Below are 15,257 nucleotides of genomic sequence, written 5' to 3' on the forward strand. Positions count from 1 at the left end.
CTCAGAGTAAATACGTGATTCCGCAGGTCATGCCGACAGAGCTTTCTCTGACTGTAAGAACCGCGTCACCTGGTTTTGGGTAATCTCTCTGATCGTATTGAAAGGACATCGAAAAAGCGATCGGTTCGAAATCCGTCAAAAATCCTGCCGTGAAAAAAAATACGCCGGCTTGTTTCTCGAAGCAGTTTTCCTCGTAACCGCCTCCGAGAGAAAAGACGGTTCTGTTGTAAAATTTATTCTCAAGACCGAAGTAAAATGAATTGACGTCTCTGAGTGAATCATTAAGCTGACCGTAAAAATTTCTCCTGAAGTCAAAATGGATTCTCGAAGGGATGAATCCGGTGTTGCCGACTGATATTCCCAGTCCTGTTTTGAGGGGAGTGTTGGTCTCTTTGTCACTCGTCGAAAAAACAAAACCTGCCGAATAATTTCTGTGAGAGGCTTTCAAGCCGCCTTTGAAAACAAACGCGTTTTCGTCAAATTTTTCTTCTACGATAGTGTCGGTTCTTCCGGTTTCGAAAAAAATGTGTTCGTATTTTTTGTCGTAATTCAACGAGAGATAATCCACTTCGGCTCCCGCTGAAAACGCTTTTCCCGAGTAATTTGCCATAATTCCGAATATGTTGCCGTTTCCCGACGAACTTTTCGAGATTTCGCTTACTATCTGGTAAAAAGCGTTTCTTTCGACGTATTTGTATTCGTAATTGAAGTCTGCAGACTGGACCGCAAAAATACCTGTGCCAAATTTCTGGAAATTGAAATAAATCAAAGCGGAATAAGGTGTCAGATTGATACCGCTGTTCTGAGCTATCGTGAGGCGGCCTATCCTGTTGTTGTAACTGTCGAACACTGACACGACCTCGGATTCAGTTGTATATTTCAGACCGGTGTTGACCGTAAAAGAATATCTGGCCGGCATTGTGTTGGCAGGATTTACAAGAGGATCGGACGTTATGCCTGCGTAGCCTCTTGAAGCCGTCGAGGTCATGCAGGGATATATCTGCCTGCCTGAATTGACGTATTCGAGATATCCCGAATTGAGCAGTGCCGGGAGAGTCAACAACATTAAAAAGAAACGACTAATTTTCATCTGCGTCTCCTTGCATATTTGCTAAAATCTGTAATCCATCAAAACAAACAGGTACAGGTTCGATGACACATCATCGAACCCGGGCCTGACCATGGGTAAATTACCGTCCAGATAAAGTTCTTCGGATCCGTAATAGGGACTGTAAAAAAGATCGTGCCTGACTTTTAACCGCACGAATATATTCTCGTTTATCCTCTGACGGGCGACGAAATACGATTTTATGCCGTGTCCGTAAAGAAAATCTATTCCCATGTCCTCGAATTCCCACATGCTCATCTCTTCTCCGTTCCAGATGTCCATTCCTCCGAGTATGGAAAATCCTTCCGAGAATTTGTGCTCGTATCTCCCGGAAAGATAATATCCGGATATCAATTCGGAACTGCCTTTTCCTTCGCGTTGCGACAGAAGAACCTGGCTCCTCGCGACTGAAAAAGAGAGATAATCGTCATTTTCAAGAAAAAACCTGAGCCTCAGCTCGGTTTCGTTTGTGACGGACGAGCTGTAGTATGATGTTTTCTGCAATTTTTTGTTCTGCCATTTTTGCCTGACACTCAGGCTCATGGGATATGAAAATCTGTATTCTATCGTTCCCTGAGATCTGAAATTATCGAGTCCTGTCGCCAGATTTTTCCACACGTCGACATAAGCCTTTGTCACTGTCAGATTTCTTGTTATCTGATACCTGGTTTCGACGTAAAATCCTTCTTCAGCTTTCGGAACAGGATCATATTGAATGTACGCGTAAAGCGGATTCAGAAGCCTGTACGGCTTTTCAAATTCGGTGTCCTCAAAACGTCTTTGTTCTGAGAAACCTCTCGAGAAAGGATTGTCGTAGCCCAGATCGTAATGCCTGAAGATGAAGTCGAGATAAATGAATTCTTTCTGTATACGCGAAGTCAGTATGAAAGCCTTTGTGCCGTTCTTCTGTGAAGCGTATTCTCCAGAAAAATAACAAAATCCGGCAAGAACCGTTCTCGCTGAAAGTGAATAGGCGGTTCTCTCATCACCGGATGAAGAAAGCAGGAAATTCGCATCTTCGAGATTGTCTCTGTCTCCCGGAATATCAATCAAAGATGTCTCGGGATCGAAGCACTTGTCGTATTCTATCCTGTAAACATAGCCTTCCAGAACCGTCCCGGGCATGAAGCGGTCGAATCTCAGAGAAATACCCGCTCCGCCGAGTTTTTCTTCTACTTTATCTGAATATCCGTCTGTTTTCCAGGGAAGATGAAAAAACATGACTGCCGTGTCCCCGGAATACATCAGTGCATCTCGCCGGGTGTAGCTTCCGAATACGACAGGATACACGAAATTTTTGAAATTCAGTTCAGCGGCGATTCCTCTGAAACCGTATTGTTCGTTTGGATTCAGATCGGGATAAAGTCCTCTTATTCTTTGAGTCTGTCTCGCCCTGAATTCCTCCGAGTTGTCGATGAAAAGACCCTCGGACAATGTCAGCCTGTAGTCTCCGGCTATAATTTTTTCGAGTAATCCGAAATGTTCTAAAAGCATGAAACCGGAAAATGAATTCAGATTTCCGGCGCTTGAATTGTAACTTACACCGGCTCTGTATCTATCTGAGTATCCGCCCTTGATTAGAATCGAATGTGAAAAATTATCACTGATTTCGGAAAGTTCTTCAAGATCTGAAATATTTGATCGCCTGAGAGAATCTATCATGTTTTGAGTCCAGCCTGAGAGTTCCAGGTCCTGATAAACTGAAGAGTTTTCGTCGCCGAGAACATTTATTCTCTGTGACAGTTCGTCCATGTAACTGTTCAGGTCTCCTTCTTCATCGCGCTGGTTTTCAAGTTCCGTTTTATACCTTAAAATTCCCCACGGCCTGTCTTCAATCGGTTTGTCCGGCTCAAAGACATAGTATCTTATGTTCCGGTAACCGTAAGATGAAAGATTTTCTGTGTTTCTGAGTTGACCGAGATATCTGTAATCGCCCCATTTTGATCTGTGACCGACAATTGCAGCGGCGTCGACCATGGAAACGCCGTACAGAGAATTCAACTGTTGAACAGAAGCTTCGTTGAGATCGAGTGGGAAAAGAAGGAGGTTTTCCCAATAATCGATGGCTGACTTACCGGGGTCGTCTTCGGAAGCGAGTCTGTCTTTGAGCTCGTCTATTCTCAGGTTTCTCCAATCAGCGGGATCCTGAGGGGCTAAAGAAAAATTTTCGAGAATAAACACATAATTCTCAGTGTCCATTTTTCTTACGTAATAAAGATCGGTGAAAGTCCTGAAAAATCCGTGTTCGTTCCTGTATTCAATAATATTTTCAGCGACGGTGCTGTCTATGGGAAAAGACAAAAGCTCCTGAAGCGAAACAGTATTTATGTCTTTTTTTTCAGAAGCAACAGCGCTCGCGATGATGAAAAATATAGTCAGCGCAGTCACAGCGAATAACCTACTGACAGTACGTGGGTAATGGGGAGTACGGAGTGTTGTATTACGGCGTAATCGAGAGCGAAGCCGGTGTAATTGAGAGAAAATCCGGCTGAAAACCTGACCGGTTCGGTTTGAATACCCGCCCTCAGCGTCAGATATTCTGAAATGCCGTATTCCTGTCCGAACGCAATCCTCAGAGGGAAACCGATTTCCTGCCTGAAATCCAGGGAAGTGTTTATGTTGTCTGCGGGTTGAAATGATACTCCGGCTCTTATTACGCGGGGAAGATGTTCGGGAGATTCTTTCCCAACGGAAGGAGAATTGATGTTTTTCATTGAAAAACCGATTTTCCAGACTCCGTAAAGAGTTCCCAGTACACCCGCATCAAGACCTATTGCGTATGCAGACCCGAATCTTTCCTGTTTCAGGGAATACGTGTTTACTGAGACACCGGACGAAAAAAACCGGTTCATAATCACTGCGTGAGTGAAAGAAACATAAAGCTCTCTGTGGAGTTCGGCGTCGGAAGATATGAGAGAACTGTCCGAACTTCTGTAGTCGCCTTTGACAGAAAGCCACCTGGCGTTCAGTGCGGTCGATCCGAGAGTGTTCTGAAAAGAAATGGAAGCGCCGGCGGAGTTTATCAATCCGAAAGGCTTTTTATAGAATGCCTTGAGCTGAACTCCGCTCAGGAATGCTATCCCAGCAGGATTGTATACCGCTTCGAGAGGATCGCGGGGGCATGACGTGACGGCTTCCGCCATCCCTTCGGCTCTCGGAGAAGTCTCGACTTCTTCGAAAACCGGCATGAGAAGTGTCGGAAGAAAAATCGCGAATAAAAGCAGGCAAGTGAATTTTTTCATTTTTCACTCCAAAGGCGTTCCGACCACGAGAGGCCGGTTAATTGAAGTTTCTGTACCGTCCGGGGATTTGAAGCTGTAATTTATAATATAGACTCCTATACCCGCGGAAATTCCGTACTCAGTGATGCCGTCCCAGATTATCAGCTGAGGACCGCTGGAGGCGTTTTCAAGAAGCGTTTTTACAAGTCTTCCCTCCATGTCGAATATTCTCAGCGCAATTCTTGATCCTAAAGGAGAATTTAAAAACAAATTGAGATTTTCTCCTATAGAAAAAGAGACGGGATTCGGATAGACAGTGATGTTCTGTGATTCTGAAACCGGTCCGAAATCGACAGGTTGAAGATCCGTCTGGAATCTCGGCAAAAGCTGATATCCCGTGGCCGGAGGTTCATCGTATGTGTACTGGCCTACGACGCCGTATATGCTTAACAATTGACCGGGTTTTATGAATGAAAGGTCAAGCGCCGCGGCGTCGTTCACTCTGACGGTTAGCAGTGTCCTTCCATTCCTGACGGTGAAATCACTGCCTGTGCCGCTTTGCTGTGGGTAAGTCGTAATGACCGAATTGGATACTTTTACGAGTCTTCCTTCGACGATTTCGTGCAATCCCTCGTTTTCTTTGAGCGCTAAAGTGTCAGGTAAAGGTCTTTCCAGTCCCACTAATTCTACTGAATCCGGAGCCGAATAGACAAGTTCAGTCACTCCGTTGTATTCAGTGATCACACCCCTCGCCACGACTTCGGCACCGAGAACAAAAGAAGTGTTGCCTTTGTCCTGTGAAGAAAAAACGTTTATACCGCCTGTCGAATCCTGTATCCAGAAAGAAGTTTTGGTGGTTGATCCGTTGAAAATTGCGGAGGGACCTGTGACTACTCCCGAAACAGCGACGTAACGGCCCTGCATCGAGGAATTGTATCCTCCGGAATCCGGAGATTGTGCAAGAGCTATCGGCAGGACTGCCCAGATTTCCGGAGAGAGGTATGTTTCCTGAAGGAATTGTGCCTGTTCAACCGATGTTTTTGTTTTCAATGTAAATTTTCCGAAAGAATCCGGAGCCGTGACGTTTCTGAAAACTATTTCGCATGAACTGTCCGGCGGCAGGTGGAGGTTCCCGACGAACACAACATACCTTCTCGACGAGCCGTTTCCAGCGACGGAGTCGACAACGGCAGGCTGACTTATGAGGACATCGGAGGTGTTCCCGCTCCAATGCCATGATGTGTCGGTAAATTCGAAAGACGCGCAGTTCAACGAGTCAATCTCGGACGTAAGTATTACGGTTATCTCACCGATCGATGAAACAGGGACGGAAGAGAGAAATGAATTAGCAAAACCGCTTCCGTCTCCGCCTTTGCGTATATCGTAAATGCCTCTCGGCATTAATTGATAACCCGTCGTGAACGGGGATGAAGGGCAGTACTGGGATATCACACCCGTAATTGAAAAACCGTCCGGCGGCAAAGGTTTTCCCGCGATATCACCGGTCTCTATCCTCAGTTCGAAACTTCCGGTTGGATCCTGTATAGTCATGTTCTGGCCTGTTTGCGGAAACACGGGTGCAGTTCTCAAAAGATTGTCGATTCTCACGAGTTTTCCTTCAAAATTTTCCACTCCTCCCGAACCTTCAAGAGAGAGGGTCGAACAGGTTGCTGTGACCGGATCACGCGGCGTGCAGGTAAAAGGTCCCGACAATACAGTGGACGGCGACAGTTCAGTCAAGCCGTTCCATTGTGTCATTGTTCCCTGAAAAACCGCGCTGTCACCTATGGAAAGACCGCCCCCGGGATTGTAAACGCAGACGCCCGCCGTGTTGTCCCAGAGGAAATACTGACCTCCTAATTCTCCGGCAACGGTCATTATTCCGGTTATTTTGACGGTTTCTCCGAGAAGGAGCGGAACGCCCTGAGAATTATTCTGTCTTAAAAGAGATATCGGCACCGTTCCGTCTAATCTGCTGACAAGGATTTCCGGAAAATCCGAAACAGGGGATAGGGAAGTGTCCGATTGGGTTCCCGTGTACACGGCGAGTGTTTCTACTCCCGAAAGCCGAGGGGTCAAGTCGGCAAGGTTTAGATGCCCACCCGCGAGAGAAGTGATCCCTGCGTTTTCAATGTATAATGTGTCACCGGTTATTGTCAAAGTGGCGTTGAGAAATCCTGCTCCCGACAGGGTGTACGAACCCGGAAACTCGAAATTTTCCGGGATCAAGAGGATAATGCGGTTGATCTCGCCGAAATCGACAGAAAAAGATACGACAACATTTTCCGGAACTCCTTCAGTCAGCTGATTTGGATTAACGGTGACTCTTCCAATTCCGGAAAAAGAACCGTATATATCGAAGTCGCCGCGCGGTTCGAGTTTAAAATCGTCGTATGAATAATTAAGTATTCCGACCAATGCGGCGAGAGTGTCACCCAGAGAGGGCATCGTGTAAGAAGCTTCGTCATTGACTCTGCATGGACCGGAACCGTCGTTTATTTCCCATTCGCCGTAGCCTAGATTGACGTCAGTAACCACCGGATTCATGATTCCGACCAGCACTCCTTCGTACATTTCGGCCGTATCCGGATTACTCGTCGCCAGAGCGCTCGTTGTCACTAAAGTTGGCGCTGGAATGTCACAATCCGTCGATAGTACTGTCAGCGAGCTGAGATATCCAATCTCTGTCTTGCCGTAGTATTCTGAGACAGTGCCGGTAACTTTTATCGAGTCTCCCGTTCTCACAGTATAGTAGCTCGTGTAAATCAAAATTCCGCTGTAAGGACCGACTGAATCCTGAATGTATATCGGATCGTTTGTAAAAGTGCCGTTTTGGACCGTCACTACACCTGAAGTAGTCACCACAGTTCCTATGTACTGCCCCGTAGTGTCAGATTGTATGTCTCTGATCCTCACATCAGCCGTTAAAGTGAAAACCGGCAAAATGAGAAAAATTAAAAAAAGACGGCGTTTATCAGCCATTCCGGGCCTCCTTTAAGATTTTCACTTTATTTCACGGACGTTTTTTTCGATTTTTTCAAATTTCCTGCCGCAATTCGCACAAACGCAGGTTTCTTTTTTCTCTCCGTTCAAAGTCAAAGGAAGATTCACTCCGCACTCGCAAATCCAACCTCTGATTTTTGCGGGAACCCCCATGACGAGAGCGTAATCCGGTACATCCCTGGTAATGACTGCTCCGGCCGCGACCATCGCCCATTTACCGACCGTATTGCCGCAGACAATCGTCGAATTGGCGCCGAGGGTTGCGCCTTTTTTAACGGTAGTCGGAATCCATTTTCCGCCTTTTGGATATGGGGCTCGCGGGTTTACGTCGTTTGTAAAAACCATTGAAGGGCCGGCAAAAACACCGTCCTCGAGAGTTACCATGGCGTAAACGGAGACATTGTTCTGAAGCTTGACTCCGTCTCCAAGGACTGCTTTATCGTCTACGTAGCAGTTTTGACTGACAGAACAGTTTTTCCCTATTTTAGCGCCGGATCTGACATGGCTGAAATGCCATATTTTTGTGCCTTCTCCAATGTCAGCTCCGCTGTCGATCACGGCAGTTTCGTGGGCGTAATATTTATCTGACAAGTCGGTCTCCTTTTGACTGAAAAAATTCAATTGTTTTTTTCAATCCTTCGCCGAGAGTGGTTTCAGGTTTCCATCCGAGTTCAGATTGAGCTTTCGCATAACTGGCTACGCTTCTTCGCAGTTCTCCGGGTCTGGTGTCTTTCAAGAGAGGTTCCGGGACGCCACTGAAGTGTTTTTTCATCTCGTTGAAAAGCTCCAGAACGGAAGTGGCGACGCCGGTAGAAATGTTGTATATCTCTCCGGAGGAACCTGAATCAACGGCTTTGACAACCGCTCTGACGACGTCTCCGACGAAAACGTAATCTCTCTCCAGTTTGCCGTGACCATACAGGATTGATTGTTTTTTAGCTTTCAACTGTTTGGCAAAAATCGCCACCACTCCGGCCTCTCCGTGAGGATCCTGCCTGGGTCCGTACACATTGGTGAATCTGAGGATCGTGTAATTCAATCCGAAATTGTGCAGATATGATCTGAGATAATGTTCACCGGCCAGCTTGCTCACTCCGTAGGGAGAAACAGGAACGGGGAAAGTCTTTTCGTCTGCCGGAGACGCGGTGTCTCCGTACATGACACCGGCCGAAGAAACGAAAACAATTTTGCCTACTCCGTTTCTGGCGGCCGAATCGAGAATATTCAAAAGTCCTTGAACGTTGACCTTGAGATCGAAAAGCGGATCCGAGACCGATTTACGTACGTCAATCTGGGCGGCAAAATGAATGATCCTGTCGTATTTGTTTTCAGCGAAAAGCGTACCGAAATCGAACTCTGTAATATCTTCTTTTATAAAAAAGGCTTCGCGGGGAATGTTTTCGTTTTTTCCTGAAGAAAGATTATCCATAACTGTTACGTCGTGTCCCGAGTTTATCAATGCGTCGCAGGAATGCGAGCCTATAAAACCGGCTCCGCCGGTGACCAATATTTTCATTTGCTCTCCTTTTATAGCGGTAAAGCTTCAAGTTAAATTATCGTCACCTTCCTGTCAAGTTTATATGCTTGACAATGTTTTTGTAATGTCTGAAAATTTATTAAAAATTCGGGGGTGCTATGGAAAATCCTAAATTCCAGATAACAGAAGACTTTCTGAAAGAAAATTCAAAAAAAATCAGCGATGAAGACCTTAAGAGGGTCGTCGAGAAAGCCGACGAAATTGAAACAAGGGTAAAAAAAAGCAACATCCTTTCACGTTTTTACGACGACATAAAAATGTCTCTATCGATGATTAAAGACTACACGGCGGGTAAATACAAAAAGATTCCGTATTGGGCGCTCTCTTCAATTGCTTTTACGGTTTTATACATAATAAATCCTGCGGACCTTTTTGCCGATCCTCTGCCGGTTTTAGGTCAGATAGACGACGCCGCACTGATAGGAATATGCCTTTACATGATAGAAAAGGATTTAAGAAAATACAGGGACTGGAAAACCGGTCTTAAATGAAGTTTATCAACCGCAGGTACAGAATAGACGGCGAGATAGGCCAGGGAGCCTACGGTGTTATTTACAAAGTGACCGATCTTTGGGCGGGTAGAAAAAACCCGAAAATCCTGAAGATTTTCAACACGGACAAACTCGGGAATCAGGATCTAGAGGGTTTCAAAAACGAATATTTTTACACAAAGAACATCGACATACCCTGCGCTGTAAAAACCTATTCCTTCGAAAAGATTTACAACATCGACGGATTTTCATTTTACGGAAATTATTATTTCTACACAATGAATTTCGTGAGAGGCGAAAAAATTTCAACTTTTTCCGCATCGTCTAAAAAAGACAGAAAAATACTCGCCGAAAAAATCCTGTTCTCTTTAAAATGGCTTCACGCAAACGGATACGGTCACGGCGACCTGCATCCTGACAACATCCTGCTGGACGAAAACGATCAAATTGTATTTCTCGACTTCATACAGCCGAAAAACATAGAACTTAACAAAGAAAACCTGACCGATTTCGTTATGGAAATAACAGGGATCAAACTTGATCCTGATAAAGAAAGTTTTCGACACGTAACTCCCAAAAGCGTCTTTGAAATCCTCAAAAAGAATTACAAACTCAACATGGGAACTCTTCGGTATGTCAGAAAAACGTTTGACACGGCTTTTAATCGTTCTGAAAAAGACAAAGGCAGATGTTTCAGAATAAATGCAGTCAATTATAAGAAATCTTATTACGATATTGTAAAGGATTATTTTAAATCATACGCTGAAATTCACGATTTTTTCTTCATTGATCTCGATCTTTCAAAAGATCCCTTGGCTTATTTCAGCGAATTCAGAGAACAGATGATTAAATCCCTTGATTTGAGGGGTATAAAATCCAGTGAAATAACAAAAGACGAAGCCATACTAAACGGCGAATCCAAAGCGCTGGAGCACATATTGTCGTCCGTCGTAAAACTTTCCTATTACGGTAAAGTCGCCATGAGCATAGAAGGGGATGATTGCGATCAGAAAATTACAAATGCCGTCGACAGGATTATGAGAGGTTTCAACGGAGAAAACCTGTTGATGTTTACCTGTGTTCCAACAAAATCCGATCAGGAAAGTCACTCGTATGATGTTTTTGATCCGCCTGATAAAGACGAATACGCGGACGAAATTTCCGGCAAAATCAAAGACCTTTTCTACAACATTGACACCGGCAATCTGACGGACTATATGAGAAAAAACGGGAACTATGACCTTTGCGGTGTCCTTGAAAGAGTCCTGAAATCACCTGGCGGAATGGACAGAAACGGGAAACTCCTGATTCTTGGCAACAGAATAAGAAAGCACCTGAATGACGAATACAACGGAAAATTTCTCTCTGTAAAAAAACAGAAAGAATATGAAGAATTTTTCGCTTTTTTTGACCTTCTTATCAAGCCGGCAAATATTTCATTGTTAAAAATGTTTTTATCGGAAAGCTCTGAAAAAAACACGGAGAGGGTGATAGGGGAGCTATTAAATTCAGGTATCGTATCAAGAAACAGCCCAAACTCTCTGAATTATTTCGATGAAAATACAGAAAACAGAGTCGGTTCAATCATAAGAAACTCTGAATTAAAAAAACGTGCTGCAGAACGAATAATCGAATTTCTCGAAGGGAAAGAACTGACGGTTGAAGAAGAAAAACTTCTGCTCAGTTTATATCTTTCATCGGGTTTAATTAATAAATATGCGTCTTATCTATATCACAATTTCATCGAGCCTTTCAGGACTTCGACAAACCTGGCAAAAATCACGGGCGATTTTTTTGAAAAAATCAACATTCGATCCAAGTTAAAAGAATCGGACATTAAAGATCCCGTGTTGAAAGAGGCGGTTGAATACGCTCAGATAAAAACAGCAAATCAGGTGGATATAGTCGAAAGGAACCGAAAACTTAATAATTTTATCCTGAAAAGAAAACCTTCAAAAATAATTCTTATTTACGTTTATTTCGATTTTTTCAATCAGTTCCTAAACGCCGGCGACATGCAGAATTCGAACACTTTTTACACAAAAATACTCCAGGAAAAAGAATATTTCAATGAATTTCAAAAACTTGCTTTTCTGATATACGAAGCTAAATTTTTCATTCTTAACTCTGATTTTTTAAAAGCTCTCTATGATTTGAGGATATTTTTCAAACAAATCGTCAATAAAAAACACCGAAAATACGCTTATTTGCATTTGAATGCTCTTGAGACCCTTTCGGATTGCTATCACAATGGCGGTCAAATGATAAAATTCGTCAACACTCTCAAGATATATATGGTCAAAGCTGAAGAGATTTCAACGGTTTCAAAAGATTTCAGCTATCTATTTTCCTCGAACACAAATTTCGCTTTTTATCACTATAAGTACGGCAATCCTCAAATAGCCAAAAAACACTTTCAAATAGCTCTCGATATCGCTAAAAAAAATGGCGATTACAACGATTTGATTCTCGCGTGCAACAATCTGGCTGCAATAGAAAACGACACTATAATGACACTTGCGTATTTAAAAGACGCGTTAAAATATTCAAAACTTCTGGGCGAGAACATATATATATATCTTGTTCTTTCCAACATACTTTCATTGAACATTGAACCCTTGGAAAAATACAAATTTCTTGAACAAAATTATTCCCTTGTCAAAAGATGTTACAAAGACCATGAAATTTCAGTAAAGTTCTGCCTGAACATCTTTTATTCAATCATAAGCATATTGTTGTCGCTGAATAAAAAAGATGAACTTGTTTCATTTTTCGACCATCTGAAAAAGACTGAAATTGAAAAAAATAAAATGCCCGACGCATATCTTTTTAAAAAAATCGTGGCTTTGTTTTATGAAATTAACGTAAATGGATATAAAAACGAGTATTATAAAATGTTTTATGATATTCTGGACGAATTTAAAAATATAAATAACTATGATTTAATTCTTTACATGTATATTAACGATCTATTTAATCTTATTGACGACAGACAGATCCAGTTTATTTCAAAAAAACTTATAGCATCATTCAAAGACAAGACAACTGGTGATGAAATTAACGCCATCAGGATATTTGTAAAATTAAGATCGTCAAAAATTGATTCCAAGGCGATAATAAGATACATTGAAAGATACGTATCTGGCATATCAAACAGGAATTACATAACATACAGATTAATTTTTTATCTGGCCAGCGCTTATAAAAAAACGGGAAATGTTGAGTATAAAAACCTTTTATCTTACACAGCAAGTGAGCTTTCATTTGAAATGTCGCAATATTCAAATAAACGTTTTTTTAAAAAGACTCACTACGGCAAAGCGCTTGAAATTTTCAGGAAGGATTTTCCTTCTGAGTATAAACTTCTTATAGAAAAAAGAAAAAAAATTCATTTTACAAAGACAGACATGAACGAAGTCAACAGCCAACTTCATTTGAATTACTTTTCAGAAAGAGAAACTCTCTTGAAAAAAATACTTTCAACTTTGCTGGAGACAATGAATTACGACAGAGGAGCATTTTTTTCGTCTTTGCACAGCAAGTCGCCGGAATTAGTGGTTTACAGAAAGAAATATTATTATTCGGACGATGAGATGTTTTTTCTTGACAGGATTCCGCTTGAAAAAGCAGGAGAAATAAACATAAATGAAATATATGATCCAAACCTTTCTGTTAAATCATACATTACGATACCCGTTGTAAATGAATTTTATTACAAACGATTCATGCATCACTTCGTTGCAAAAACAAAAAAATCCAAGTCATCTCTTGGGAGATCAGCTCTGTATGAAAGAGAATTACTGAACGGAGTCTTGTATTTAGACAAGAAAAACGATCTTAGAACTGATTACGACATGGAATATCTCGGATTACTGTCTTTTACGATATCTCAATACTGGAATTACAGCACTGCAGAAAAGCTGTTTATGAGAGACGGACTGACAAAACTGTATCTGAGAAACGTATTTTTAAACAAATTGAGAGAAATGATACACGGAGAAAAGGATTCAGTAGATAAACTGACCCTTATTATGGTGGATATTGACAATTTCAAGAACGTCAATGATTTACTCGGACATGCCAGGGGTGATTATGTTTTGAAAAAACTCGCCGAAATAATGAAAAAGAAAATTAGATCTTCCGATATTCTTGGAAGATATGGCGGAGAAGAGTTTCTGATTGCTTTGCCAAATACAGATATTTACAACGGTAAAATTGTAGCCGATAAAGTACGAGAAGCGGTCGAAAGGTCAAAAATCCTCGGAGATGTCATGAATTTGACTGTCAGCTGTGGAGTAGCTGAGTATCCAAAAGATTCTAACTGGATAGAAGAATTGATTGAGAAAACTGACAAATATCTTATAAAAGCAAAACTATTAGGAAAAAACAGCGTAATATCGTCACTTGATGAGTAAATCCAATGGTTTGATAGATGTATAAAAGAAATGTTGTAGCGAAAAATAAAGCGCCGATAATAAACATTATGTTAAATTGAAAAATCCAATTATAACATAATGTTTAAAAAAACATCATTGAAAAATCCAATTTAACATAATGTTATAACAAAACAGCTATAATATGCGGAGCAAAGAGTTATGTTAAATTGAAAAATCCAAGAACTATTTAATAACGTTTATTACAGGATTTTTCAATCGAACATTCCGGACAAACCGGCGGAACAAAGCGTAAGGAAAAATGATCCGTATATTGAAGCGTACACGCAAATTACAGAAGACCAAAGAGCCATAAATATCGATCCAATAATTATACCGGCAAGAGCAAATTCGTCGCCTTTCTGAGGTGTTTCAGAATTTTTCAGTTGTTTTCTCGCAATAATTCCCGTGACGATAGCAGGTATTGCAGCCAACAGGTGAAGAAAAATGGAACCTATGGCAAGGGAAAAACTGACAATGGCGAGGTCGTTGTATTTTATTTTTTTTGGAGGTTCTGCAATATTATTTTCGGGAACAGGATTTTCTACCGTTTTCTGAACAGGATATTTTTTTTCGTAGCATTCCTTGCAGTAAACTTTTGATTCAGCCTCTTCCCTGCACAAATGACAGATTTTTTTCCCGCAGGAACTGCATTGATCGCACGCAATAATTTCAGGATGAAAATAACAATTCATACATAGAATATACAAAAAAAAACGTCAAAAATAAACACATTTCTATATCCTTGACAGGGGTCAATCAGTGTATTAAATTGATTCCCAATAATGATCAGGAGGACTAAATGGAAAAAAAGATGAATTTTCAAAATGCAATGGACAAAGTAAAAACCGGATGGTCGTGGTTTCAAAAAGACATAATGATGTACGGACTGACCGTTCTCGTCGGAGCCCTGGTGTCTTCGATAACAATCGGAATATTGGCAGGACCGATAATGCTCGGGATATTGAAAGCGGCACGCAAGCAGGAAAAAGGAGAAAAAGTTGAAATCAGCGACGCTTTTTCAATGATGTCAAAATTCATGCCGTCATTTCTTCTCACTATTGTATCAGGAGCGGCTTATGTAGTAATAATGATTCTTTACGGCCTTTTTATATTCATTCTCGGTGCTATAAAACTGGGTTTTTGCATCTGTATAATCCATCCCTTTTTCATAACTGTTTTCTTAGCCGCGCTGATTGTAGGCCAGGTATTTCTTATCCTGGGATTCATGCTCATTCTTTACGAGGACAAGAGTTTTTCTGAAGCCATCAAGGGTTCCATAGGATTCATTAAGACGAACATACCTAAATCTCTCGAGATACTAATCGCTCTTTTTATTTGCAGTCTTTTCGGAATCGTACCCATTGTCGGCGGAATAGCTGCTTACGGTATGATGGCTTTCGTCGCCAACCAGTATTACGACGAACTCAAAGAAGCTCAGGCTTTTTAAGCGACAATATATTC

At 41.8% G+C, this 15,257-nt stretch carries 10 protein-coding genes; 3 read left to right on the top strand and 7 right to left on the bottom strand.

From position 1 onward, the window contains the following. Position 1: 1 nt before the first annotated feature. Genes JXL83_07960 through JXL83_07985 form a run of 6 tightly spaced genes read right to left on the bottom strand, consistent with a single transcriptional unit; the run spans position 2 to position 8,848 of the window. On the bottom strand, positions 2-1,090 hold the full coding sequence (locus JXL83_07960) for a hypothetical protein (GenBank protein MBN2364051.1): 1,089 nt from the start codon (positions 1,088-1,090) through the stop codon (positions 2-4). 21 nt (positions 1,091-1,111) lie between these two features. Next, the gene (locus JXL83_07965; protein ID MBN2364052.1) at positions 1,112-3,496 is read right to left on the bottom strand and encodes a helix-hairpin-helix domain-containing protein; all 2,385 of its coding nucleotides are present in this window, start codon (positions 3,494-3,496) and stop codon (positions 1,112-1,114) included. After that, positions 3,493-4,350, bottom strand: coding sequence for a hypothetical protein (locus JXL83_07970; protein MBN2364053.1), 858 nt, complete (start codon positions 4,348-4,350; stop codon positions 3,493-3,495). The genes JXL83_07965 and JXL83_07970 overlap by 4 nt, the downstream gene beginning before the upstream one ends. Before the next feature lie 3 nt (positions 4,351-4,353). Then, the gene (locus tag JXL83_07975; GenBank protein ID MBN2364054.1) at positions 4,354-7,311 is read right to left on the bottom strand and encodes a hypothetical protein; all 2,958 of its coding nucleotides are present in this window, start codon (positions 7,309-7,311) and stop codon (positions 4,354-4,356) included. Between the two features lie 21 nt (positions 7,312-7,332). After that, positions 7,333-7,923: an N-acetyltransferase gene (locus JXL83_07980; protein MBN2364055.1), complete on the bottom strand. Its 591-nt coding sequence runs from the start codon at positions 7,921-7,923 to the stop codon at positions 7,333-7,335. Continuing rightward, the gene (locus JXL83_07985) at positions 7,913-8,848 is read right to left on the bottom strand and encodes an NAD-dependent epimerase/dehydratase family protein (GenBank protein MBN2364056.1); all 936 of its coding nucleotides are present in this window, start codon (positions 8,846-8,848) and stop codon (positions 7,913-7,915) included. Before JXL83_07985 ends, JXL83_07980 begins: the two co-directional genes overlap by 11 nt. A gap of 119 nt (positions 8,849-8,967) precedes the next feature. Here JXL83_07985 and JXL83_07990 point away from each other — a divergent pair, with 119 nt between their 5' ends. After that, positions 8,968-9,360, top strand: coding sequence for a DUF1232 domain-containing protein (locus JXL83_07990; GenBank protein MBN2364057.1), 393 nt, complete (start codon positions 8,968-8,970; stop codon positions 9,358-9,360). Beyond that, positions 9,357-13,775, top strand: a complete 4,419-nt coding sequence (locus tag JXL83_07995; GenBank protein MBN2364058.1) for a diguanylate cyclase — start codon at positions 9,357-9,359, stop codon at positions 13,773-13,775. Before JXL83_07990 ends, JXL83_07995 begins: the two co-directional genes overlap by 4 nt. Positions 13,776-14,008: 233 nt before the next feature. Here JXL83_07995 and JXL83_08000 read toward each other — a convergent pair whose 3' ends face one another. Further along, positions 14,009-14,488: a DUF4190 domain-containing protein gene (locus JXL83_08000; GenBank protein MBN2364059.1), complete on the bottom strand. Its 480-nt coding sequence runs from the start codon at positions 14,486-14,488 to the stop codon at positions 14,009-14,011. A gap of 107 nt (positions 14,489-14,595) precedes the next feature. Here JXL83_08000 and JXL83_08005 point away from each other — a divergent pair, with 107 nt between their 5' ends. Next, complete coding sequence (locus JXL83_08005) at positions 14,596-15,243, top strand: hypothetical protein (GenBank protein MBN2364060.1); 648 nt, start codon at positions 14,596-14,598, stop codon at positions 15,241-15,243. Positions 15,244-15,257: the final 14 nt, after the last annotated feature.

The organism is candidate division WOR-3 bacterium (assembly GCA_016934535.1).
In the GTDB taxonomy this organism is placed as follows: Bacteria; SDB-A; SDB-A; order SDB-A; family SDB-A; genus JAFGIG01.

Bases quoted from the DNA above. Each gene is read 5' to 3' on its own strand.
- JXL83_08005 (MBN2364060.1), top strand. From the start codon at position 14,596: ATGGAAAAAAAGATGAATTTTCAAAATGCAATGGACAAAGTAAAAACC.
- JXL83_08000 (MBN2364059.1), bottom strand. From the start codon at position 14,488: ATGAATTGTTATTTTCATCCTGAAATTATTGCGTGCGATCAATGCAGT.
- JXL83_07990 (MBN2364057.1), top strand. From the start codon at position 8,968: ATGGAAAATCCTAAATTCCAGATAACAGAAGACTTTCTGAAAGAAAAT.
- JXL83_07985 (MBN2364056.1), bottom strand. From the start codon at position 8,848: ATGAAAATATTGGTCACCGGCGGAGCCGGTTTTATAGGCTCGCATTCC.
- JXL83_07995 (MBN2364058.1), top strand. From the start codon at position 9,357: ATGAAGTTTATCAACCGCAGGTACAGAATAGACGGCGAGATAGGCCAG.
- JXL83_07960 (MBN2364051.1), bottom strand. From the start codon at position 1,090: ATGAAAATTAGTCGTTTCTTTTTAATGTTGTTGACTCTCCCGGCACTG.
- JXL83_07975 (MBN2364054.1), bottom strand. From the start codon at position 7,311: ATGGCTGATAAACGCCGTCTTTTTTTAATTTTTCTCATTTTGCCGGTT.
- JXL83_07970 (MBN2364053.1), bottom strand. From the start codon at position 4,350: ATGAAAAAATTCACTTGCCTGCTTTTATTCGCGATTTTTCTTCCGACA.